This window comes from Planctellipticum variicoloris, assembly GCF_030622045.1.
Classification (GTDB): domain Bacteria; phylum Planctomycetota; class Planctomycetia; order Planctomycetales; family Planctomycetaceae; genus Planctellipticum; species Planctellipticum variicoloris.
Map to the genome: position 1 here is coordinate 1,984,428 of NZ_CP130886.1, position 24,330 is coordinate 2,008,757.

Sequence of the window (24,330 nt, forward strand, 5' to 3'; positions counted from 1 at the left end):
CTCCTCTGTCTGGCTACTGGCTACTGGCTACTCGCTATTCGCTCGCTTTGGAATACTCAATCCTCTGGAGTCGCAACGGTGGCGCGACGGAGATGGAATTGCCTTTCTGCCACAATGCGATCCGGAAATTGTTTTTACGTGATGGAGACGGACTTTGGCGGGAATCCGCTTGAGGGCCGCAGCGGTCCGGCTATTGTGGGCCGGAGCGGGTCGACGCGGTCGGCCACGTTTTCGGGGTCAATTGAGGATGCGCGGACGATGACGATGAAGAAACTGGGATTCGCAGGGGTGATGATTGTGGCGCTGGTCGGTCTGTCGCTGGCGACTCAGGCGCAGGTCAAGAAGGGCAAGACCCGGCCCCTGACGACGAAGCAAATGATGGCGGGGCTGGTGAAGCCGCAGTGCGCGGGGCTCGGAGAAGCGCTCAAAGCCGCTCCGTCCGACGACAAGGCCTGGGAGGAGCTGGCGACGAAAGCAGCGCTGCTCAACGAATCGGGCTATAGTCTGATGGACGACGGGCGCTGTCCGGACGGCGTGTGGGCCAGCGCCTGCAAGAATCTGCAAACAGCCAGTGCCGCGGTGCTCGCAAAGATCGAGGCCAAGGATTACGCCGGGGCTCAGGCGGAATTCAAAGGGGTGACGGCGTCGTGCGGCGAATGCCACAAGGCCCACAAGAAATAAGGGCGGATGCCTGGTCTTCTCCCAAACGGAACAGGCCGGTCTCTCTGCGAGACCGGCCTGTTCCGTTTGTTGACTTTCAGTTCAGTGTGACGGGGACTGCAGGACCGCGGTCATCCAGGTCTCGAGCCCATCCGCCATGCCGGCGAGCTGCTCCCGAGCCCGCGACTTTGCGGCGTCGAGGGTGAGCGACGGGGACATTTCTGCGAAAAAGTAAAACTTGATCTTGGGTTCCGTGCCGGAAGGTCGCAGGGCGACCCGGAGCGTGCCGTCGGGCGAGGTGGCTTCGACAAACAGCAGGTCTCCGGACGGAGCCGGCAGCTCCTGCGTTTTGACATTTGCAGGCAGTGAGCGGATCTCGTGCTGCTTGTAGTCGAGGACGCCGGACAGTGTCAGGCCGCCGAGCGCCGCGGGCGGTCGAATGCGAAATTCCTGCATGATCCGACGGATCTGCTCATTTCCCTGCGAGCCGACGCAGGTCTTGGAACGCTGCGTTTCGAGGAAATAGCCGTAGCGGATGTAGATCGCGTCGAGCTGATCCAGCAGCGAACGGCCCTCGGCCTTCAGTTCCGCCGCCAGTTCCGCCACATAGAGAGCGGCAATTGAGGCGTCTTTGTCGCGGGCGTAGTCGCCGGCGAGGTAGCCCAGCGATTCCTCGGCGCCGAAGACGAAGTCGGCCGCTCCTTCGCGGTCAATCGTCTCGCCGATGTACTTGAATCCGACGAGCAGATCGCGAATGACGCGCAGGCCGCGCGAGTCGGCGATCCGGGCGATCAGACCAGACGTGACCAGCGTCTCGACGACGTAGTGCGAAGGAGTCAACGTCCCCTGCGCGGCACGTTTGCGGCAGAGGTAGTCGATGATCAGGGCGCCGACCTGATTGCCGGTGAGGGGCAGGTATTCGCCGGTCGGGGTCCGGGCGGCGACCCCCAGGCGGTCGGCATCGGGATCGGTGGCCAGAATCACATCGGCGGCATTCTCGCGGGCGAACGGGAGAATCGGTTCAAAAACCGATGTCAGCTCGGGGTTGGGGAGGTGCTTCGGAACGTTGGGGAAGCCGCCGTCCTGAGCCCAGTGTGGTTCGAACTGGAGGACCTGCGGGAAGCCGGCTCGAACGAGAACTGGGTACGCGGACGTCGAACCGACTCCGTGCAGCGGGGAGAAGACGATGGTGACGTCCCGCTCGGTCGTCAGACTGAGCGCCGCGACGGTCTGGAGGTAGTCTTCGTCGAGCGCTGCGCCGACGACCACGATCCGTCCGTCGCGCACGGCCTCCTCAAAGGGGACGCGCGGGATCTCGCGCGTCGCGTTGACGCACTCGATGATTCCTTTGTCATGCGGCGCCAGGACCTGGCCGCCGTTGGACCAATAAGCTTTAAACCCGTTGTCTGACGGGGGATTGTGCGATGCGGAGATCATGAGGCCGCAGTCGCACTGCAGCTTGCGGACTGCGAAGGAGAGTTCCGGGGTGGCGCGAGCGCCGTCGAAGAAGAAGACCTGGAAGCCGTGGGCGGCGAGAACTTCGGCAGTCAGACGGGCGAATTCCGGCGAGCGATGGCGTGTGTCGTGGGCGATCACCGCTTTACGGTCGTCGGCGCCGCAGACCTGCTGGACGTAGGCGGCCAGGCCGTTGGCTGACTCGCCGATGGTGCGGGCGTTGATGGTGGCGGAACCGAACTCGCTCATGCCGCCGCGACGTCCGCCGGTCCCGAAGGGAATGCGTTCCCAGAACAGGGAGTCCAGTTGCGTGAAATCTGCTGCGGCGACGAGCTGGAGGAGCTGCGGCTGATACTGGCCATACTGCGGCTCGGCGAGCCAGATCCGGAGATTTTCGGCAGCCGGCGCTGTCAATCGGCCCGACTCGACGGCCGATGCGATCAGGGGGAGAGCTTCGGCGACCGTCAGAGCAACCGGCGACATACGGCGATTCCCAGAGTTCGAGGAGATGCTCCGGCGGCGATCCGCGGCCGGGAGAACCGGACGGAATTGTGACCGGCGGAGGGCCGTCGTTCCACTCAGGATGGCGATCTTGACCGGGCGCGGGCAAGCCGCGGGCAGGATGGCGCGGCAGAGGGGCGCCGAGCCGGTGCGGCTGGAGGAATTCTGCGGCTTATAGGGTTGAAATCGCAGTGCGTTGTTGCGAACCGGTCGGGCAGGCGGCTATACACACATCCGAAATACTCGATTTGACTGCTGTTGAGGAACAGGCCGCCATGACGTTGCGCCCGGAGGAAGATTTCAACACGCTGCCGCCTTCCCAGGATCCGGAACCGGACGAAGGGCAGCGTTTGCCGCCGCGGCGGGCATGGGATGTCCTGCGAAATCTCGGTCCGGGGCTGATCATTGCGGGGAGCATCGTCGGTTCCGGCGAGCTGATTGCGACGACGAAGACCGGCGCTCAGGCGGGGATCGCGCTGCTGTGGCTGATCATCATCGGCTGCGTGATCAAGGTCTTTGTGCAGATCGAGCTGGGTCGGTTTACGATCAGCAAGGGGGAATCGACGCTGGCGGCGATGGACCAGGTCCCCGGACCGCGGCTGGTCGTGAACTGGCTGGTCTGGTACTGGCTGGCGATGATGATCGCCAGCATGGGGCAGCTTGGAGGGATCGCCGGGGGCGTGGGGCAGGCGCTGGCGATCTCGTACCCGATCACGGGGGACTATGCGGCCGCGATCCGGACCCCTTCGAACAGCGAGCTGAAGCGGTTCGTGCGGTGGGACGACGACGCGAAGAACGGCGGAGTGGAACTGGCGAAGCTGTCGCCTGCGGAGCAGAAGCGCATCCAGCGGGGTCACGCGATCGTCGGCCAGGCGATCGCGGATCTGGGGGAGGAGGGAGAGGTTCTGCTGGAGCGTGTCCGGAAGCAGGAGAAGATTGAAGATCCGGTCACCAGCGACGATCGGATTTACGCCGCGATGATCGCGGTCGCGACGGCGTTCATGCTCTACTGGGGACGCTACAACCTGATCCAGAATCTCTCGACGGTGCTGGTGGTGGCGTTCACGTTCATCACGCTGGGGAACGTGGTTGCGCTGCAGATGACGCGGGAGTTTTCGATCTCGCTGCAGGATTTCTGGCATGGCTTGTCGTTCAGCCTGCCGTCTCGGGAGTCGGGGATCGATCCGGTGGTGACCGCGCTGGCGACGTTCGGGATCATCGGCGTCGGGGCGACGGAGCTGATTGCGTATCCGTACTGGTGTCTGGAGAAGGGGTATGCCCGCTATGCCGGGCGCGACGACGGCAGCGAGGCGTGGCTGCAGCGGGCGCGGGGTTGGATCCGGGTGATGCATGTGGATGCCTTTGCGTCGCTTATCGTCTACACGGTGGCGACGCTGGCGTTCTTTCTGATGGGCGTCGCCGTGCTCTTCAACGAGGGGCGCGATCCGGACGGGATGCGGATGGTGAGCACGCTGGCGACGGCGTACGTGCCGATCTTCGGGGAATATGCACGGTGGCTGTTCTTGGGCGGGGCGTTCGCGGTGCTGTATTCGACGTTTCTGGTGGCGAATGCGGGGCATGCGCGGACTGTGGTCGACGCGCTGAAGCTGACGGGCGTGATCGACCGGCACAGCGAGGATGTGCATCGTCGGGCGCTCAACTGGGTCAGCTTTGCCTTCCCGCTGGTCTGTCTGCTGATGCTGCTCGGGCTGGGGGAGAACCCGGTCAAGCTGATACTCTGGTCGGGCGTGATGCAGGCGGTGATGTTGCCGATGCTGGCCGGGGCGGCGCTGTATTTCCGCTACACGAAGACTGATCGGCGACTGCGGGGGCCGTGGTGGTGGGACGTGCTGTTGATCATTTCGTCGCTCGGAATGCTGCTGGCCGGGGGATGGTTGATCTACAGCAAGGTCGCCTGACGTTGCTGCAATCGGAGCAGATTTGAGTTCTGCGGCCGGTTGTGCTACGTTTCGCGCTGCAGCTCAGGCGGCAGCGTGCGGAGGAGTTCGGGCATGGCGGCGGGCAAGACTATCTTCAAGCGGATCATCGACGGCGAGATCCCGGCGCAGATCGTCTACGAAACCGACCGCTGCCTGGCGTTTCGCGACGTCAACCCGCAGGCGCCGGTGCATGTGCTGGTGATTCCCAAACAGGAGATTGCCAGTCTGGCGGAAGCTGCGGAGGCGGACGAGTCGCTGCTGGGGCATCTGCTGCTGTCGGCCCGCACGATTGCCAGCCAGCTTGGCCTTGAGAATGGTTATCGCACTGTGATCAACTGCGGTCCCGACGGCGGGCAGTCGGTCGATCATCTGCACGTGCATCTGCTGGGCGGACGTCCGCTGGGGTGGCCTCCCGGTTAAGTCAACGCGACCACGAATCCTCAACGGCCGCGAATCACAGGAAGAGAGCTCACAATGGCGTCGCGACAACTGCTGGTAGCGGGATTGGTGGTGGTGACGATGGCGGCGCTGCTGGTCGCTCAGGCGCCACAGGCGCCGGCGACGGGGCTGGCGATGACTGAGGCGGCTAAGGCGTTCCAGGGGACCCTGACTCCGGCGCAACTGGCTCAGACGTCGTTCGCGTATGACGACGCGGAGCGGCTGAACTGGCACTTCATTCCGCGGGAGCGGAAGGGATTGCCGCTGAAGGCGCTGGAAGGGGCGGCTCATAAGGCCGCGCTGGCGCTGATTCACTCCGGGCTGTCGGAGGCCGGTTACGACCAGACGCTGAATATCATGAGTCTCGAAGAGGTGCTGTATCTCCTCGAAGGGGGAGAGCGTCAGGTTCGTCGCGAACGACGCGATCCTCAGAAATACTATCTCAGCATTTTCGGAACCCCCTCGGACAAAGGGGTGTGGGGCTGGCGAGTGGAAGGACACCACATCTCGCTGAATTTCAGCGTCAAAGACGGTCGAGTCGTCGCCAGCACGCCGGAGTTTTTCGGAGCGAATCCGGGGACGATTGAAGCGGGGAAGGGGCGGCAGATTCGGGTGCTGGGGCCCGAGGAAGACATTGCGCGCCAGATTCTGAAACTCTGCACGCCGGAGCAGCAGAAAGCCTGCTGGATCAGCAAGACCGCTCCCGACGAGGTTCCCGGACCCGGCGCTCCACAGGCGGACGTCGGCCCGGCGGTGGGACTGTCGTTCCAGGAGATGTCGGCCGATCAGCAGAAGCTGCTGCAGGACCTGCTGGGCGAATACCTGAAGAACCTGACCGGGGACGTCGAGGCCGAGCGACGGGCAAAGATCAACGCGGCGGGGATGGATGTCATCAAGTTCGCGTGGTGGGGCGAACCCGATCTGCACGAGCGGCATCACTACCGGGTGCAGGGGCCGACGTTTGTGATCGAGTACAACAACACGCAGAACAACGCCAATCACGTGCACTCGATGTGGCGAAGTCTGGATGGCGATTTGAACGTCGCCCGGTCGAAGTAGGCGGCCTTGCGGCCGATGGGGAAATGCGAAGATGACGACGGCTGTGGTGTCCCGTCTCGATGCTTTGTATGCGGAGCGATTTCCCGAGTCGGCCCGGCTCGCCGAGCGGGGCAAGTCGCTGTTTCCGAGCGGCGTGACCCATGACGGACGCTACCTCGAACCGTTTCCGGTCTACGTGCGCGAGGCTCACGGATCGCGAAAGACGACCGTCGAGGGGCATTCGCTGGTCGACTACTGGGTGGGCCACGGGTCGCTGATTCTGGGCCACGGTCACCCGGCGGTGGTTGAAGCGGTGCAGCGGCAGATGGCCCTCGGAACGCACTTTTCGGCCTGCCACGAACTGGAGATGGACTGGGCGGAGCGGGTGCTGGGGCTGCTTCCCGCCGCGGAGCGGATTCGTTTTACGAACAGCGGGACGGAAGCCACGCTGATGGCGATCCGCATCGCCCGCCTGGCGACCGGTCGGCGGAAGGTGGTCAAGTTTATCGGGCACTTCCACGGCTGGCACGATTCGCTGGTGCCGGCCGCCTATGCGCCGTATACCCCGGAGGACTGGTCTCTGCCCGGGGTCTCCGAGGGGGTGTTGTCGGAGACGATTCCGATTCCGCCGAACGATCTCGCGGCGCTGGAGCAGGCCCTTGATGAGCATCGGCCGGCCTGCGTGATTGTCGAAGCCACGGGCGGTCACTGGGGCATGGTGCCCGTGCAGGGAGAATACCTGCGGGAGCTGCGCCGTCTGACAGCGGCCCGCGGCGTGCCGCTGATCTTCGATGAAGTCATCAGCGGATTCCGGGTGCATCCGGGCGGATCTCAGGGGCACTATGGAATCGCCCCGGATATGACGACGCTGGCCAAGATTCTGGCGGGCGGTCTGCCGGGGGGCGCCCTCGTCGGACGGGCGGATCTGCTGGAAGGGCTGGCGTTCGAGAACCGTTTCGGCAAGAAAATGAAGCACCCTGGCACGTACAACGGCAATCCGCTTTCCGCGGCGGCCGGCGTCGCGGCTCTGGACGTGGTCGCGACGGGGGAGCCGGGACGGCACTCGAATCGGATGGCCGCGGTGCTGCGCGGTCGTCTGAACGCACTGTTTGCGGAGAAGTCGGTCGACTGGATCGCGTACGGCGAATTCTCGATGATCCATCTGCTGATGGGCTACGACGGCCCGCGGCCGGATCGGGACGATTTCATTCCGTGCGGCGGCGACTATCGCAAGCTGGATGGCAAGTCCGACCGCCAGTTGGGTTTTGCGTTGCGGCGGGCGCTGTTCGTCGGGGGCGTCGACTGGTTCGGCTCAGGAGCGATGACTTCGGCGGCCCATACCGAGGCGGATGTGGAGATCACGGTGGAGGCTTTCTCGCAGGCGATCGATCTGCTGCGGGAAGGCGGCCGGATTTCGTGAGCTCAGGGCGTCGCGGGAGCTGTGAGGCAGGCCGTCCGGGGCGGATGGTGCGATGAGCAGCCCGGCGATTGTCCGGAACGAGCCGTCCGTTCGGCCGATCGGTCGGGAGATTCTGCGTCTGGCTTTGCCGGTGCTGGCCGAGCAGATGCTGTATCTGTGCGTCGGCTTCTTCGACGTCTTTCTCTCCGGACAGATCAGCAAGGAGGCAACCGCGGCGATCGGTCTGGCGGCTTACGTCGGCTGGCTGGCGTCGATGATCTTCGGCCTGATCGGGACCGGGGCGACGGCGATCGTCGCCCGCTGCTGGGGCGCCGGACAGCACGAAGACGCCCGCCGCATCGCCACACACGCGCAAGTGCTGGCGATCGGTCTGGGGGTTGCTGTCTTCGCGTTGCTGCAGGGGCTCGCCCCCTGGACGCCGATGCTGCTGGGGATGGAGGGAGAGACGTATCGAATCGCGGTGCATTATCTGCGGGTCGACGCGTTCGGCCAGTTTTTTGCATGCTGGATGCTGATCGGAGCCGCGTCGCTGCGCGGGAGTGGAGACATGCGGACTCCGCTGCTGGTGCTGGGAGTCACCAACGTCGTCAACATCCTGGTTTCGACGGGGTGCGTGTATGGATTCGGCCCGTTGCGACCGATGGGCGTCTACGGAATTGTGACCGGTACGGTCGCGGCCCAGTTCTGCGGCGCTGTGCTGATGACGACCGCGCTGAGCTCCCGCTGGTCGCATCTGTCGCTGATCCGCAGCGAGTTCCGGATTGTTCCCGCCACGGCGGCCCGGATTCTCCGGATCGGCGGACCGGCTGGTCTGGAAGGGGCTGTTACGTTTACCGGGCATTTCCTGTTCCTGATGATCATCGCCCGGCTTTCGCCCGGAGGCTTCGATGGAGCGGCGTTTGCGGCTCATATTGTCGGAGTGCGGGTGGAGTCGCTCTCGTATCTGCCCGCACTTGCGTGGGGAATTGCCTGCAGCAGCCTCGTCGGGCAGTCGCTGGGGGCGCGGCAGCCGGAGCGGGCGCAACTGGTCGGCCGGGTAGCGATTCGGCAGATCGTCGCGTACGCGTTTGTGATCGGTCTGATCTTCGGCCTCGGGGCGCCGCAGATTTATGCCGCCATGCATTCGGATCCCAACGTCGCGGTGCAGGGGGTGCCGGCGTTTCGACTGATGGCCAGCTATCAGGTTCCCACGGCCATTCTGATCGTGCTGGCCTGCTGCCTGCGCGGGGCGGGGGATACGCGGTTTCCGCTGCTGTGCGTGCTGATCGGCACCATCGGACTGCGGGTGCCGCTGGGTTACCTGTTCGGAGTCGTTCTGCAGTGGGGGCTGCTTGGCGCCTGGATCGGCATGGGAGTCGACAACATCGTCCGGGCCGGCCTGCTCTGGTGGCGCTACCGCTCCGGACGCTGGGTCCGGACTTCCGTCTGACGTTGCGACGTCTGAAAATGGCAGCAGGGGCGCAATCCCGTGGGGGAATGCGCCCCTGCCGACAGGCATTGGCCCGAACAACTCAATGCAGTCGCTCCCGCCACGGAACGCGACGCTGGCGGATCTGCAGAATGTGGAGGTGACGGTTTGCTATCGGTGATAACCGAGCGAAACCATCACGTCGTAGAGCTCTTCGTAGGTGACGAATCGCCGCCGGTGATCGAGTTTGTATTTGTCGATTGCGGCGGCGAGCTCGGCGACTTCCGGCCGGCTGCTGGCCGTCGCGACAAACTGTCGGCGTTCGGGGCCGCCGTCACGGGCGCCGGATGCGGCGCTGCGCCGATCGACAAAGGGGCGAGGGTTCTGTTCTGTGACCATCTGCATTACCATACCTCCGCGGAAGTCCGCAATATTGACAAGTCTAGGTCACATTCCCCGTTGCGGCAAATTCTGGCGGGGAATTCCCGCAAGATCCGAGTTCGTGGATAACTCTTTTTCGGGAAAGAGCTTGCGCTAAACGACGGAGCGACAGGGACTCCACCGATGCACACCAAGGTGACAATTCTCGGGAGCGGCGCGATGGCGACCGCCTGCGCCGTCGTGCTGGCGGAACATCCCCATCAGGAGGTGTCGATCTGGGCGCGCAACCCGGCTCATGCCGAGCAGATCCGGCGGGACCGGGAGAACCGGCGGCTGCTGCCTGGGATTCGGATTCCGGACCGGGTGCAGGTGACGTCGGATATCGAACATGCATTGACCGGGGCGGAGTATCTGCTGGCAGCGGTGCCGACGCAGTTCCTCCGGTCGTCGTTGCTGGAATTGCGTCCTCTGCTGACGCAGGGCCGACCGGTGATCAGCGTGATCAAGGGAATCGAGAACGGAACCTTTCTCCGGCCGAGTGAAATCATTTCGAGCGTCCTCGGCAACCGGGATGTCGTTGCGCTGAGCGGTCCATCGCACGCGGAAGAGATTGCCCGACGGTTGCCGACGACGGTCGTTGCGGCCAGCGCCGATCTGGGGCTGGCCCGGCAGGTTCAGAAAATCTTCGGGACCGACCGGTTTCGCGTGTATACGAATCTCGACCTGGTGGGGGTTGAGCTGGCGGCGGCGCTGAAGAATGTGGTGGCGATCGCCGCCGGCATTTCGGACGGTCTGGGCTACGGGGACAATGCCAAGTCGGCGTTGCTGACGCGCGGGCTGGTGGAAATGACCCGGTTCGGGATGCGGTTCGGAGCGGACGCCGCGACGTTTCACGGCCTTGCCGGTTTTGGGGACCTGATCACCACGTGCGTCAGTCCCTTCGGACGGAATCGCCGGGTGGGACAGCGGCTGGGAAACGGAGAGACCTTGCAGGAAATCCTCGCGAGTATGGACTCCGTGGCTGAAGGGGTGGCGACGGCCCGCAGCGTGTTCGACATTGCCGAACAGGAAGGGATCGATATGCCCATCACGGGCGAAGTCTACCGAGTGCTGTTCGAGAACAAGTCTCCGGCTGAGGCCACGAACAGTCTGATGCATCGCCCCCAGCGGTCCGAATAAGTTCTTTGCTCAAAAACAGTCGCGGCGACAGGTCGCAGGAAGACGCCGAACTACGCGGGCCGACCGAGGCCGCGCTCCGGAGACGAAGATGGGTTGGGAAGCCGTTCTGGTCATGGCCGTCGTCGGCCTGATGCTGGTGGGATTGGCGCTGGAAGTGGCGTCGGCCGACCTGATCGTCATGGCGGCGCTGGCTGCAATTGTGATCGTCGGCGAACTGACCGGGACGGCGCGGCTGCTGGATGTGAAGACCGCGGCGACACAATTTGGCGATTCGGGTCTGTTGACGGTTGCGCTGTTGTTCGTGGTCGTGGCGGGGCTGGTCCAGACCGGCGCCATGTCGCTGATTACCGCCCCGCTGCTGGGACGTCCCAGATCGCTGCGCTCCGCTCAGGCCCGGCTGTTACTGCCGGTCACGACGCTCAGCGCCTTCCTCAACAATACTCCGGTCGTCGCCATGTTCATGCCGGTGGTCGATGACATCTGCAAGCGGGCGAGAATCAGTCCGTCCAAGTTGTTTCTGCCGATGGCCTATTCGGCGACGTTCGGCGGCGTCTGCACGATGATCGGCACCAGTACGAATCTGGTCGTCAACGGAAAACTGCCGGCGTACGGACTGAAAGAGTTCGGCCTGTTCGACCTGACGTGGGTCGGCCTGCCCTGTGCGATCGGCGGCGTCATCTTCCTGATGGTGTTCAGCAGCTCCCTGCTGCCCGATCGCAAGCCGGCAATCAGCCTGAGCGACGATCCTCGGCAATATACGGTCGAGATGCTGGTCCAGCCGGGGGGGCCGCTGGTCGGTCAGACCGTCGAGCAGGCGGGGCTGCGGCATCTGCCGGGTCTGTATCTGGTGGAGATCGAGCGGGCTGGCGAGGTTGTGCCGGCGGTCAGTCCGCGGGAACGACTGCACGCAAACGACCGCCTGGTGTTCGTCGGCGTGGTTGAGTCGGTGGTGGATCTGCGCAAGACGCGAGGCCTGCTGCCGGCCACGAATCAGGTCTTCAAGCTCGACACTCCGGTGATCGAGCGGGCGATGATCGAGGCCGTCGTCTCGAATCGCTGCCCCCTGGTGGGGAAGAACATCCGTGAGGGGCGATTTCGCACCCGGTACAACGCCGCGGTGCTGGCGGTGGCTCGCGGCGGGGCTCGAATTCCCGGCAAGATCGGCGACATCGTCCTGCAGCCGGGCGATGTCCTGCTGCTGGAGGCGCATGCGGATTTCGCCCGCGATCAGAGGAACTCCGCGGACTTCTTTCTGGTCAGCCACGTCGAAAACTCTGCGCCGGTCCGCCACAACCAGGCCTGGATCGCCCTGGCGACCATGCTCGCCATGATCTTGGCGGCTTCCCTGCCCGTCGTGCCGGACTACTCTGCGTGGAAGACCCGTGGCGGGGCATGGGTCTCCGTCGAGATGGTCAAAGATCGCCAGCACGTCGAGACGGGCGAGGCACTGCAGCAAGTCCCGATTCGAACAAGCGAGTTGACATTTGCGGACGGGGAGCCTCGGGTCACCGCGGCCATTGGAACAGTGGCGCAAACCAGCCGTCGAGGATTGAGCATGCTGACCGCGGCGATGGTCGCGGCGATTTTCATGGTCGCGACCGGCTGCTGCACGATCGGCGAAGCTCGATCCAGCATCGATTTGTCCGTGCTGATTGTCATCGGCGCCGCCCTTGGGCTCGGCGCCGCCATGGAAGCCAGCGGCGCGGCGACGCTGATCGCCAACGGGCTGATGAGCCTCGTCGGCAACAACGCCTGGGTGCAGCTCGCCGTCATCTATTTTGTCTCGCTGGTGCTGACCGAGCTTGTCACCAACAACGCGGCGGCGGCTCTGATGATCCCGATTGCCATCAAGACCGCGGCGGTCGCCACCTGGGGCGGAGCCGTGGGAGTCAGCCCGCTGCCGTTCCTGATCGTGGTGATGATATCCGCGTCGTGCGGCTTTGCCACACCCTTTGGATACCAGACCAATTTGATGGTCTATGGTCCGGGTGGCTACAAGTTCAGCGACTATCTGCGGATCGGCATCCCTCTGGATCTGATCATGATGGTGATCGCCGTTCTGGTGGCTCCGTTCGTCTTTCCGTTTTAAGGACGGGAAGGTGTTGCGCGGCCGGCAGAATTTTCCAGGCCGTCGCCGTTTACCCGATCGCGATCCTGACTAAGCCGTCAGGGTTTCCCCGCAAAGTCTACGTGCGCGGGATGACCGCGCCGGGTCTCCCGACGCAACGACTTCCTCTCGTGATTCACAATTCGTGTTGCCGCCCGTTCGTCGAAAGTAATGGGGCTGAGAATTGTCCCCTGCGCATATCCGTGTCCGCCGCTCTCGGCGAACTGCGGATCGCCGGCACAGCGTTCGACGGCGGCCCGACTCGATGGCCGTCGGCAGACGCCGCCGTCAATCTCAGTCGAATCCCGATTTTTCCGAGTCCTTTGCCGAACTTTGCTCCGTTCGCCCGCACAGCTCCTGACGCCGCGCAAGGACCGACTGCTTTATGATCTCTCAGTTCTACCGCAAGTACAGCAAGGCGATTCTCTGGGGCGTGGCCTTGTCGTTCCCCTTCTTTGCCTACCAGGCAGAGCAGATTCCGTCGAATAACGACATTGAAACCTGGCTGCCGCGGAACACGGAGGTCCGTCAGGTTTACGAGGACTTCAAGCTCGATTTTGGCGCCGAAGAGGTGATTCTCGTCGGAGTCCCCGAATCGTCGGCAACGCCGGTCGAGCTCGAGGCGCTGGCTGGACGACTTGAACGAGCGCCGCAGGTGCGTCAGGTCTGGACGCCCGACCGGATGGTGGCGCGGATGGAGCAGCTCTCAGTTTCCGCCGAGGAAGCCCGGGGGCGATTGACGGGGTTGCTGCAGTCGGCCGACGGTGCGACCTCCGGCGTCATGGTCCTGCTCTCCGACGCAGGACTCGCCGACCGGGCGGGCACGGTCGCCGTCGTTCGAGAGATTCTGGAATACTGCCAGCTCAGTGGCGCCGAAGTCGCTCTGACCGGGGCCCCCGTGATCGTCACCGAACTCGACCGGCTGGGAAGCAGCAAGTCGAGCAAGGGCTTCTTCATGATCACGCTGGCGGTCAGCCTGGGACTGCTCTACTTCTCCTTGCGTCATATCGGAATGAGTCTCGCTGTCCTGGGGGTCACGGTCTGGGGCATCTTTGCCAATCAGACCGTGCTGGCCTGGTGCGGCGGCGAGATGAACTTCATTCTCGGATCGTTGTCGGTGATGGTGATGATTTTCACCCTCTCGATCGCGGTCCACCTCATCAGTTACTACAGCGAAGCGGTCCGTGACAATATTGCGGACCCGCTGCAGCAGGCGCTGCGCGAATCCGCGTGGCCGTGTGCGCTGTCGACGTTGACGACGCTGCTGGGGCTGATTTCGCTGAACGTCAGCAACATCCTTCCGGTCGCGCAGTTCGGTTACGCCGCGGCGATGGGATCGGTGGTTGCGCTGGTGGTCGGCATGGGGATCGTTCCGGCGCTGCTGGTCGTCTGGCCGCAAGCGACCGTCACATCCAATCAGTTCCGCGTCAACTTCTACGACTGGGGAAGCTGGATCGGAGTGCATCGGCTCCGCATCCTGGGAGCTGCGGTGGTTGTGATGGCGGTGACCGGGCTGGGAATCGTTCAGCTCCGGTCGGATATCAATCCGGTGGAATTCCTGCCGAAAAACAGTCGCATTCTGACGGACTTGCGGACGATCGAACGCGACCTGACCAATGTCGATTCGATTGAGATCGTCGTCGATTTCCAGGGCCGGAAGCTGCCGTTCGGCGATCAGCTCGAACGCGTGCGCGGGATTGAGGCACGCATTGCGGCGCACCCGGGCGTGCGGCACACGCTTTCCGCGGCGACGTTTTTTCCGACGCACGGCCCGGAGGGGGCCTTCGCGGCGGCGCGAATGCTGTCGGCGGCGCAGTCCTACAGCGGGGACGACGGCCTGACCGCCAACGATCACAACCTGTGGCGAATCTCCGCCCGGATTCAGAACCTGCCGGGACTCTCCGCAGTGGCGGTGCTGGAACAGTTGACCAGCGAGCTGGAAGGCGAACCTGTCACGTTGACGGGGATCACACCGCTTCTGAAGAGTGCGCAGCTCGAGATTTTTGACGGCTTCTGGCAGAGCTTTACGGCCGCGTGTCTGACGATCTTCCTGGTGATGATTCTGGCTCTCAGATCGTTCGTCTCGGCGGTGATCGCGATGGTGCCGAATATTCTGCCGATCTGGCTCGTATTCGGCGGCGTCGGCTTCTGGGGACTGCCGGTCGATATCGGCATGATGATGACCGGCAGTATTTCGCTGGGGATCTCGGTCGACTGCACCTTCCACTTTCTGGTGCACTACCAGCAGGCGTACCGGCAGGGACACTCGTCGGTTGAGGCGTGTCGTCGAGCGTTGCAGCATTCGGGCGAGCCGATGCTCGATTCCACGCTGATCTGCAGCGTCGGTATGATGGCTCTTTGTCTGAGCAGTTTCAGCCCGACGGCCCGGTTCGGCTGGCTGATGACGACTCAGATGCTGGCCTCGCTGCTCGGCGAATTGCTGCTGCTGCCGGCGCTGCTCTGCCTCCGTCCGGAACGGCGTTCGCTGTCCGCCGCTGCGGCGTCACCTCCCCCGACCACACCCACTCCGACGCCGGACCCGGAGCCTGAGATTCACCGGATGCCGGCGCCGCACATCGCTCAGCCGGGCATTCGTCGTCGGGCCGCGCGACAGTAGCCCCGGACTTGGGGCCGTTGACTCCAGGGACGTGTCGAAGTCTGTTGATCGGTATTCCGTGTCGTCTGCGCCGCCTCCCTACGAGTTCGTCCTGCTACGATGCCCGATCTGACGTCCGCGCAATGGTGTCTGGCCGTGCTGGCGGCGGCCGGGATCGGGATTTCCAAGAGCGGGCTGTCGGGTGTCAGCCTGCTGCACGTACTGATCTTCGCGTTTCTGTTCGGGGCTCGCGATTCGACCGGCGTCGTATTGCCGATGCTGATCGTCGGGGATGTGCTGGCGGTGGCGACGTTCCGTCAGCACGCCCGCTGGGACTATATCCGCCGCCTGCTGCCTCCCGCCGCGGCAGGGGTTGTCGCCGGTTCGCTGCTGATCGGGCAACTTTCGGAATCGCAGTTCAAGCCGCTGGTCGGGATCGTGATTCTGCTACTGACGGTTCTGCAACTCGTCAGGCTCTGGCGGCCGAACCTGTATGAGCATGTGCCGCATCAGACGTGGTTTGTCTGGATGATCGGCCTCGTGGCCGGTATCACGACGATGCTGGCGAACGCCGCCGGGCCGATCATGGCGCTGTACCTGGTGGCGGTTGCGCTGCCGAAGTTCGAGCTTGTCGGGACGAGCGCCTGGTTCTTTCTGGCGATCAATGTCTTCAAGGTTCCGTTCAGCGCGGGGCTGGGGCTGATTCATGCGGACACGCTGGCTCTGAACGTCGTGCTGGTCCCGTTCATCGCCGCGGGGCTGTTGGCAGGGCGCTGGCTGGTGACTCGCATTCCGCAGAAAATCTTCGATGGCTTTCTGCTGGTCTTTGCAGCCGTCGCGGCGTTGCGCCTCGTTGGCGTGTTCTGATAGAGTGTCGCTGCGTACGAAGTCGCGAATTGCAACTGGTGGAAGCGAGACGAACAGATGCGGATTTCTCTCACTGTGTTTACGGCATGCACGCTGGCAGGTGTTGCGGCGGCACTGGTTTCGGGTTTCGGGCATGCTGCGGAGCCGAAGGCCCCGGAGTCGGACGCTGCCGGGCGTCCGAAGTTGCAGATCGGCGCGCTGCCGGTCGGCCGGGTGCTGATCCTTGGGAACAGCATCACGCTGCACGGTCCGGCGGAGAACATCGGTTGGACCGGGAACTGGGGGATGGCAGCGAGTGCTGCGGACAAGGACTTTGTCCATCTGCTGCTGGGCCGGGTGGCGAAGGCCGCCGGCGGGCAGCCGCAGTCCCTGGTCCGGAACATCGCCGATTTCGAACGGCAATATTCGACCTACGACGTGGCTGCGGGGATCAAGCCGGCGATCGACTTCGAGGCCGATCTGATCGTGCTGGCGATTGGCGAGAATGTTCCGGCGTTGAAGAGCGACGATGAAAAGGTCGCGTTCAAGACGGCGGTCTCGGGGCTGTTGTCGAAGCTGAAGGGAGCGCGGCAGCCGACGGTGATCGTGCGGAGCAGTTTCTGGGCGGATGCTGCGAAAGACGAGGCGCTCAAGGAGGCGTCCGAGAGCGTCGGCGGGGTGTTTGTGGAGATCGGAGCGCTCGGCCGGGACGAAGCCAACTACGCCCGCTCGGAACGGAAGATCGCGCATGCGGGAGTGGCGGCGCATCCGGGGGACAAGGGGATGCAGGCGATCGCGGACGCCCTCTGGAAGGCGATCGAAGCGAAGGCGGCTGCCAAGTAGTTTCAGTTTGAACCGCCGGCGCGGGGCAGGATGCCGAACTGTCGGCCCTCCCGGAAGACATGGGTTGGCTCCAGGCGCCGGCGTCCGGTTTCCGTACGGCCCATTGAGTCCGTCAGCGGAAACTCGCCCTCCAGGAGTTCGAGGATGGTGATATCCGCGAAGGCGCCGGGCTTGAGCGTGCCGAGCTCATCCTGACGTCCCAGGAAACGGGCCACCGTCGCGGTTGTCCGCCGGATCACTTCCGGAAGTTCCATGCCGAGATGGAGGAATTTGTCGAGCGTCGTCACCTGGTCGTAGACCGGGCCGTCGACGTTGTAGTGATGCAAATCGCTGCTGATGAATTCGGGCAAGACGCCCTGTTCGAGCAGACTGCGTGCGACGCGGAAGTCGAAGGCTCCCATGCCGTGGCCGACGTCGAGCAGCACGCCCCGCTGGAGGGCGTCGCGGACGACGGGCAGCACCTGCAACGTCTCATCCGCCAGGCCGCATCGATGTCCGTGATAGCAATGGGTCAAAACGTCCCCGGACCGCATCTGGGAAAGAATATGCCCGATTGGCAGCGATGAGTTCGGGCTGTGGACGACCAGCGGCAACCTGACCTGGTCGGCGGCTTCCCGGGCCAGTCGCAGCGCCTCGGCCTCGTTGCGACCTTCTTCGGCGAGATTGTCCGTCAGGCGGATTTTGATGCCGCAGATGACGTCGCGATGCCGGTCAACCATCCGCACGGCGTTCTCGACGCTGCAATAACGCAGATCGTGAAGCTCGCCGATTCCCGTCGGCAGGGGGCGGCTGCTGATGAGTCCCTGTCCGGCGATGTGGAGCAGGGCAAAGACGCGGGTCTGAACCTTGTCGATGACATACTGGCGGAAGCCGTCAAAAATCAGGCTGCCGGCCGTGCCGAAATCGACGACGCTGGTGACGCCGCGCGCCAGGCAGATCGGGTCGGCTTCCGTCCCGAAGTGACTCACGCCGGGGAATACGTGAACGTGGAAGTCCATCAGGCCCGGGACGACGAACCGGCCATCAGCGTCGACCGAATGGGGGGCTTCGGCCGGCGATCCGGGTTCGAGCAGGGCTGCAATCCGTCCGCCGCGCACGGCGACGTCGCGTCGTGCGTCGAGATTCTGGGCGGGATCGATGACGCGACCATTGCGAATCAGCAGATCGAACATGCAATGCATCCCCATGAGACCGGGTCGGAACAGATCGTCGTCGGGTCGCTCTGCCGGCGCCCCGGCGGCATAATGCCAGCAGCTCCCTGAGAAAATCCACCCTCGCAGACCGGAATCTTTTCATGAAGTGCTTCGGGACTTTTTTCACACTGCTGTTTCTGGTCATCGTGGCGCCGGTCTCCGGCGCCGAAGAGCTGATCTTCGAGAAGGACATCGAATACGCCAATCCCGACGGTCAGCATCTGCAACTCAATCTGGCGCGTCCGGCGCAAATCGAAGGGCGGGCGCCGGCTATCCTGTGCATTCACGGCGGCGGCTTCCGCGCCGGCAAACGTGAGGGCTGGGACGAGCGCTGCCGGAAACTCGCGGAGCGAGGCTATGTCGCGGCGACGGTGACCTATCGGCTGGCCCCCAAATATCAGTTCCCGGCCGCGATTTACGACGTAAAGGCGGCCGTCCGCTGGCTCCGCGCCAACGCCGACAAGTACCGGATCGATCCCGAACGGATCGGCGTGGTCGGAGATTCGGCGGGGGGACATCTAGTACAGTTTCTGGGGGTGACCGGGGGCGTTGCGCAGTTCGAAGGGGAAGGCGGAAATCCGGAATTCTCGAGCCGCGTAAATTGCGTGGTGAACTACTACGGTCCGAGCGATCTGACTCGGTCGTACGGGAAGAGCGTCGACGCCGCGGAAGTCCTGCCGCTGTGGCTGGGAGGCGACGCGACGCAGGAACGGCGGCGGCATATCCTGGCGAGCCCCCTTTACTGGGTCACACCTGAGGCGGCTCCGACGCTGCTCCTGCATGGCACGGAAGACAAGTATGTGGCATTCGAGCAGGCGGAATGGATTCACGACCGGTTGAAGGCTGCAGAAGTCGAGGTCGAGATTCTGAAGCTGGACGGGGCAGGGCACGGATTCCGCGGCGCCGACGCCGAGCGGGCCGAGGGGGCGATGTTCGAATTCTTCGATCGCCAGTTGAAACGGTGAAACCCTGGCGGCGATGGGGGCACGTCGTTGCGGTCGGCAGGCCCGGGCGGGGGACTGCTTCGCTCGGTTACCGTCACAAAGCCCCGACACGCGTATACGGCCGGTCGGAGGAGATTCGTCGGCACGACCGGAACGGCAGGCTTATCCTGACTTCCTCGGAGAATTCCGGAGACGGTCCCGATTCTCGGTCGCCACGACTTCGAAAGATTCCGCAGAGTTGAATTGCAGAGTCCGGGAGGGTGAGGCGTTACATGCCACTGCGTTTCCCGGCGACTGTCTGCGACTTGGCTTCATGCGTGAGATTCCGAGGGAGTGCAGGGGATGGTGACCGGCGGCCTGACGCAGGCGGCGACATTGACCGACGGGCCTGCCGCGGATGGTCGGCATAACCTGCGCATGCCGGTCGACTTTCTGCAGCAGCAGGGCCGCCTGACGACCCGGCAGGGGACGTTTACCGTCCGGGTGCAGGATGTGTCGGCGGGAGGATTCGGCGTCGAAGTCGAAGGGGCGCCGGCGTCGTTCAAGTCGGACGACGCAGAACTGGAACTGGACGGTGAGACCGTCCCGGTCCGCATCTGCTATGTGAAGCAGGAAGCCGCGCACGCTCTCGTCGGACTTCAGCGGCGTGACTGGTCACCCGCAGTCGATCAGATTGCTTATCAGAAGCGGCAGTTGATCCGTCGACACCGGCGCCAACTGCTGTATCACTATCTGGGCCACCGCAATACGCTTCCATTGATGCTGGCGATTATTGCGACCGGCATCATTTTGCTGTTCGCTTCGGGCGTCTGGCGCTCCGACGTCGTCGCCGGTCGAAGCTGGAACATTCACGTCGGCTCAAGTTCGCGGCGGCCCGCTGTCAACAACAGCATCACATCCGCCGAGTTCTCCCGCAATGTGGCGGACGCCGGACGGCAGGAGGAATCTCCCATAGCTCCCGCCCGCGCCGCCGCGATGCCGGACGCCTGGGTGGGTGAGAGGTCCGCGACGCCCCTCGAACTGGTTTCCGGTTCGAAGCCGTCGATCGCAATTGGCGACGCGGGGCCATCCATCCTTGTCAGTCCGAATGCCGCAACTCGACTGCAATCGCTGCTGTCGCGTCCGCAGCGGGCGATCTCCGAGGCGGCATTGAACGACGGGCTCCGGAACCTGACGGCGCGCGGCGACGCGGTCGTGAATGGCGCGTCGCAGACCGGTCGCCTTGACCTCGGCGACGACGCTTCGCTGCGCGTGCGCTGGTCGCGGACGAGTGAAGGAATTGTCATCGAAGACGTCACGGAAATCGGCCGGACCGGCAACTGAGCCGAAAGGCTCGGCGAGGGATTCGATCCGACGGAGGCGACTGCGCTCCGCCGAGAAGCGTCGCAATTGCGTTGCCGAAGTCGATCGAGGCTGCTGGAAACGCAGAGGTCTCGCGCAGAAGTCGGCCACGCCCCGAGGGAACCATGCGCGGCCAGGCGGTCTCCGTCCGGATTCGGAATCGCCCGAGGGGATGAACCTTGGCAGATGCGGTCGTGGGCGGCTACAACGGTACTGATCAGGCCCCGTTGTCTGTCATCACGACACTCCCCCGCTCAGTGAGACCGCCCTCATGGACCAGCATCATCCTGACTTGCCGCGTCGTCACAGTCGCCGCGATTTTCTGTCGACCGGGGCGGCGATTGCCGCGGGAGCGGCTGCGGCTCCAATGCTGATTCCCAGGCACGTGCTGGCGGCGCCTGGACGGCCAGGAGCGAACGACCGAATTCGAGTCGGGGCCATCGGCGTCGGCGGACGCGCGAGCCTGTTACTGCAGCAACTTCCTGAGTCGGCTCAGATTGTGGCGCTCAGCGACTGCAATCTGCCACGGGCCGAGGCATTCAAGGCCAAGGCCCAGGGGGACTGGCCGGTCTATCAGGACTACCGCAAACTTCTCGACCGACCGGATATCGACGCCGTGATCGTCGCGACGGGCGAATTCCAGCGGGTCGTCCCGTGTATTCATGCCTGTCAGGCTGGCAAGGATGTGTATGCCGAAAAGCCGCTGACCCTTTACATCAACGAAGGTCGGGCGCTGGTCAACGCCGTTCGTCGCTACGATCGCGTGTTGCAGGTCGGCTCACAGCAGCGTTCGATGGCGGTCAATCGCGTGGCCTGCGAACTGGTTCGCAGCGGCGGACTGGGAAAGATTCTCGAAGTCCGAGCGATCAATTACGGCGGCGCCGAGGCTTCGCCGATTCCGTTCCCTCCCGGAGCCGCGGTCCCCGAGGGGCTTGACTGGAACATGTGGCTCAATCAGTCCGCCGAGCGACCGTTTCACCCCGATTGGATGGGCTGGATGCGCTGGCGGGACTTCGCCGGCGGGGAGATGACGAACTGGGGCGCCCACGGCGTCGATCAGATTCAATGGGCGCTGGGGGCCGACGAAACCGGGCCGGTCTCGATGCGTCCGCTGACGGATGGGCCGAACGGGCAAGTAGCCATGCGTTATGCGAATGGCGTCAACGTGAATTTCGTCATCGAACCCGGCCGCGGTCCGATGGGCGGGGCGATCTTCGTGTGCGAGAAGGGGAAGCTCGAAATCAACCGGAACAAGTTTGCCTCGAATCCGCCGGAGATCGCCGAAGAGCTGAAAAAGAAGATCGATCTCCAGGAAGAGGAACGGAAGTGGAGCGACCAGCTTGCGCTCTGGCAGGCGCGCTGGCATATGCAGGACTGGCTCGACTGCATCCGCAGCCGGAATCGTCCGGTGGCGGACGTGGAAATCGGCCACCGGTCGGTCTCGGTCTGCCACCTGGCGAATATTACGCGCGCCGTCGGACGCGAGCTGCGATGGGATCCGGCCGGCGAACAGTTCGCCGGGGACGAGCAGGCCAATGCCCTGCTCGATCGCCCGCGGCGAAAGGGTTTCGAACTGCCGACTCTTTGAGTTCGCTGGGTTCAAGGGGCGCGCGGCCCGGTTGCGCCCCTGTGAACGCAGATCGCCATTACGAAATTTGTGGCTCGTTCGCGGGATCGCTCGTCGCGCCTCCGACCTGTTCTCTGGCAAAGCACGACAGCATTGCGGGCAGAATGATCAGGTCGCCGAGCAGGGCCGCCGCCAGCGTCACCACGCCCATCGTGGCAAAAATCCGCTGGTCGCGCATGTCGCTGAAGATCACGGTTGAGAATCCGACGACCAGCACGAGAGTGGTCATGATCATCGACGTCCCCACGCCGGTGAACGCCTTTCGGATGGCATCGTCGCGAGTCACGCTCCGGCCGACTTCCTCCTGGTAGCGGGTCAGGAAGTGGATTGTGTCGTCGACGGCGATTCCCAGGCAGACCGTAAACGCGCACACGCTGACAACTTCCAGCGACTGACCGGTAAAGACCAGGTAGGCGCCCGTCACCGCCAGCGGAAAGACATTGGGGATCACGGCGATCAGCCCGATTCGCACCGAGCGATAGACCAGGCCCAGGACGACAAAGATGATGATCGCCGCACTGCCGAGACTGGAGGCGAGGTCGACGACGATCTGGTACAGATTGCGCCAGCGCCCGACCGCGGAGCCGTCAAGCACCAGCGTGAATTCCGGATGGGCCCGGCTGAGTGCGGCGAGTTTCCCTTCGACGCGCGTAAAGACGTCGCCGTACTGCGCAATTCCCAAATCCTGGACGCGGAAGTCGACGGACGCCCGGCGCGACTCCGGCGTATAGAAGGCCCGCTTCAGCGGTGCGGGGAGCAGCTCCAGCATCGACATCCGCTCCGCAGGCGGTCCGTCGCCGGGCAGAGCGTCAACGAGACTGCGGATTGAGATCGGGCTCCCCAGCAGCGGCTCCGCCTTCAGCAGATCATCGACTTGCGTGATGACTTCCAGCACTTCGGGCGAATCTTCCTGCACTTCGTCGGTCCAGCGGACGCTCACCTCGGAAAACTCCAGGCCGCCGAGGGCGCGATCCATCACCTGCATCGCTTTGACGGACTCGCTTCCCGCCGGCAGGTAGCTGGATCTCCGCTCGTCCGGGCGCAACGTGAGGGAAATCAGAAAGCAGACGGCCGTGATGGCAATGCCCAGCCCGCTGACGAGTTTCGGACGCTTCAACACGACGTCAATCAGTCCGCTGACACGATGGAGATGGCGCTCGATGAAGCCCTCCTCATCGCTGGGAGGGACCCAGCGACCGATCCAGGAAATGCAGGCCAGCGGAATCACGGTCAGCACGGCGAAGAAGGTCAGGGTCACTCCCAGGACGCAGCTCCAGCCGAACGTCTGTACGATTTCGTGCCGGGCCAGCGTCAGCGACCAGAAACCGATGGCCGTGGTCAGAGAGGTCAGGAAGCAGGCCAGTCCGACTTCTTCGAGCGCGGCTCGCGTCGCCTCATGCGCGTTCATGCCGTGGGCTCGCTTCCGGCGAATCTGCACCATCAGGTGGACGCCGTCGGTCAGGCCGACCAGGCTGAGCATCACCGGCAGCACGACGTCATTGAACGGGTTGTCCTGCAGGTCGAAGAACCTCAGAATTCCGAGCGTCCAGAAGACTCCCAATGCTGGGCCGAGGGCCACGATCAATACGGAACCGAATCCGCGGAACAGGACGACGGCCATCAGGAGCACGACTCCATAGCCGATGACCTGGTACTTGGTTTCGTTGGCTTCGTGAGTTTTGAGCATCGTCAAATGGATGGGGACGCGCCCCGTCACGAGCACCGAAAACTTGACTTCCGGGGATTCGGCTGCTGCAGCCACTGCGACTTCCCGCAGGCGTTCCGTGCAGTCTTCGTCGCGTTCGACGAACAACCAGTCGAAATTGACCATCATCAGCAGTGTGCGACCGTCGCGGGACATCAGTTGTCCCGCGATCAGCGGATGTTTCAGCGCCCGTTCCTTCGCAGCCGCAAACCGGTTGTCGGAGGCCGTGGACTTGGGGAGCACCGGTTCCGGCAAACCGAAGATGTTGAGCAACGGGACCCGGTCGATCCAGAGGACGTCGGAAACATAGGGGAGAGCTTCCAACTCCTCGACCATATGCCGCAGCGCTTTGGCGCCGGCGGGTGTGAAGACGTCGTCCGACTGAACGACCAGCGTCGCGTGCGCCCGGGTCAGGTCGACCGCTTGGACGTCCGGCGGGCGTCGGGGTGTGGCGGCAGGGGGAGGAGCGGCGACGGGAGTCGCCGTCGCCAGCGGCGGTTGTTTGAACAACTCGGTCAGCAGATGCGGATTGATGTATCCGACGATGGCCAGGCCGCTCATGGCGGCGATGAACAACCCGGCGAGCCAGGAATGGTCGACGATCCAGGCGGTCGCGCGGCCAAACTTGCGGGAGATCGTCAACACGGGCCTCGCACGCTGAAGGGAGGAATCGGAGTCGGGGAGGGTTCAGCCGGAGCGAATGACGTC

At 63.9% G+C, this 24,330-nt stretch carries 18 protein-coding genes; 14 read left to right on the plus strand and 4 right to left on the minus strand.

The annotated features are described in order from the left end of the window. Positions 1-258 precede the first annotated feature (258 nt). Positions 259-681 (plus strand): hypothetical protein, encoded by a 423-nt coding sequence (locus SH412_RS07835; protein WP_336522954.1) that lies wholly within the window; start codon positions 259-261, stop codon positions 679-681. A gap of 81 nt (positions 682-762) precedes the next feature. Here SH412_RS07835 and SH412_RS07840 read toward each other — a convergent pair whose 3' ends face one another. Then, positions 763-2,598 (minus strand): phospho-sugar mutase, encoded by a 1,836-nt coding sequence (locus SH412_RS07840; protein ID WP_336522955.1) that lies wholly within the window; start codon positions 2,596-2,598, stop codon positions 763-765. A gap of 293 nt (positions 2,599-2,891) precedes the next feature. Here SH412_RS07840 and SH412_RS07845 point away from each other — a divergent pair, with 293 nt between their 5' ends. The 5 genes from SH412_RS07845 (at position 2,892) to SH412_RS07865 (ending at position 8,881) form a co-directional block, all read left to right on the plus strand. Next, positions 2,892-4,535 carry an Nramp family divalent metal transporter gene (locus SH412_RS07845; protein WP_336522956.1) on the plus strand — a complete coding sequence of 548 codons (1,644 nt, stop codon included), beginning with the start codon at positions 2,892-2,894 and terminating at the stop codon, positions 4,533-4,535. 93 nt (positions 4,536-4,628) lie between these two features. Further along, a complete protein-coding gene (locus tag SH412_RS07850; RefSeq protein WP_336522957.1) occupies positions 4,629-4,976 on the plus strand; it encodes a histidine triad nucleotide-binding protein in 348 nt (115 codons plus the stop codon). 54 nt (positions 4,977-5,030) lie between these two features. Further along, entirely contained in the window at positions 5,031-6,053 is a 1,023-nt protein-coding gene (locus tag SH412_RS07855) for a DUF3500 domain-containing protein (RefSeq protein WP_336522958.1), read from the plus strand. 31 nt (positions 6,054-6,084) lie between these two features. Further along, positions 6,085-7,452 (plus strand): aspartate aminotransferase family protein, encoded by a 1,368-nt coding sequence (locus SH412_RS07860; protein ID WP_336522959.1) that lies wholly within the window; start codon positions 6,085-6,087, stop codon positions 7,450-7,452. A gap of 52 nt (positions 7,453-7,504) precedes the next feature. Next, the gene (locus tag SH412_RS07865) at positions 7,505-8,881 is read left to right on the plus strand and encodes an MATE family efflux transporter (RefSeq protein ID WP_336522960.1); all 1,377 of its coding nucleotides are present in this window, start codon (positions 7,505-7,507) and stop codon (positions 8,879-8,881) included. Between the two features lie 150 nt (positions 8,882-9,031). Here SH412_RS07865 and SH412_RS07870 read toward each other — a convergent pair whose 3' ends face one another. Beyond that, complete coding sequence (locus SH412_RS07870) at positions 9,032-9,265, minus strand: hypothetical protein (protein ID WP_336522961.1); 234 nt, start codon at positions 9,263-9,265, stop codon at positions 9,032-9,034. 159 nt (positions 9,266-9,424) lie between these two features. Between SH412_RS07870 and SH412_RS07875 the strand changes: the two genes are divergently transcribed. The 5 genes from SH412_RS07875 to SH412_RS07895 all read left to right on the plus strand — a co-directional run bounded on the left by SH412_RS07875 (position 9,425) and on the right by SH412_RS07895 (position 16,812). Continuing rightward, positions 9,425-10,420 (plus strand): NAD(P)H-dependent glycerol-3-phosphate dehydrogenase, encoded by a 996-nt coding sequence (locus SH412_RS07875; RefSeq protein ID WP_336522962.1) that lies wholly within the window; start codon positions 9,425-9,427, stop codon positions 10,418-10,420. Between the two features lie 88 nt (positions 10,421-10,508). Continuing rightward, positions 10,509-12,509 carry an SLC13 family permease gene (locus tag SH412_RS07880; protein WP_336522963.1) on the plus strand — a complete coding sequence of 667 codons (2,001 nt, stop codon included), beginning with the start codon at positions 10,509-10,511 and terminating at the stop codon, positions 12,507-12,509. 403 nt (positions 12,510-12,912) lie between these two features. Continuing rightward, positions 12,913-15,144: an efflux RND transporter permease subunit gene (locus SH412_RS07885; protein WP_336522964.1), complete on the plus strand. Its 2,232-nt coding sequence runs from the start codon at positions 12,913-12,915 to the stop codon at positions 15,142-15,144. A 99-nt stretch (positions 15,145-15,243) separates the two neighbouring features. Next, on the plus strand, positions 15,244-15,990 hold the full coding sequence (locus tag SH412_RS07890; RefSeq protein ID WP_336522965.1) for a sulfite exporter TauE/SafE family protein: 747 nt from the start codon (positions 15,244-15,246) through the stop codon (positions 15,988-15,990). A 57-nt stretch (positions 15,991-16,047) separates the two neighbouring features. After that, entirely contained in the window at positions 16,048-16,812 is a 765-nt protein-coding gene (locus tag SH412_RS07895) for an SGNH/GDSL hydrolase family protein (protein WP_336522966.1), read from the plus strand. A gap of 2 nt (positions 16,813-16,814) precedes the next feature. On the opposite strand, the gene SH412_RS07900 is transcribed toward SH412_RS07895, so the two are convergent. Then, entirely contained in the window at positions 16,815-17,984 is a 1,170-nt protein-coding gene (locus tag SH412_RS07900; RefSeq protein WP_336522967.1) for an amidohydrolase/deacetylase family metallohydrolase, read from the minus strand. A gap of 122 nt (positions 17,985-18,106) precedes the next feature. Here SH412_RS07900 and SH412_RS07905 point away from each other — a divergent pair, with 122 nt between their 5' ends. The 3 genes from SH412_RS07905 (at position 18,107) to SH412_RS07915 (ending at position 21,878) form a co-directional block, all read left to right on the plus strand. Next, the gene (locus tag SH412_RS07905; RefSeq protein WP_336522968.1) at positions 18,107-18,970 is read left to right on the plus strand and encodes an alpha/beta hydrolase; all 864 of its coding nucleotides are present in this window, start codon (positions 18,107-18,109) and stop codon (positions 18,968-18,970) included. A gap of 321 nt (positions 18,971-19,291) precedes the next feature. After that, positions 19,292-20,272: a PilZ domain-containing protein gene (locus SH412_RS07910; protein WP_336522969.1), complete on the plus strand. Its 981-nt coding sequence runs from the start codon at positions 19,292-19,294 to the stop codon at positions 20,270-20,272. Positions 20,273-20,561: 289 nt separating this feature from the next. Further along, complete coding sequence (locus SH412_RS07915) at positions 20,562-21,878, plus strand: Gfo/Idh/MocA family protein (protein WP_336522970.1); 1,317 nt, start codon at positions 20,562-20,564, stop codon at positions 21,876-21,878. 58 nt (positions 21,879-21,936) lie between these two features. On the opposite strand, the gene SH412_RS07920 is transcribed toward SH412_RS07915, so the two are convergent. Then, the gene (locus tag SH412_RS07920; protein ID WP_336522971.1) at positions 21,937-24,267 is read right to left on the minus strand and encodes an efflux RND transporter permease subunit; all 2,331 of its coding nucleotides are present in this window, start codon (positions 24,265-24,267) and stop codon (positions 21,937-21,939) included. Positions 24,268-24,330: the final 63 nt, after the last annotated feature.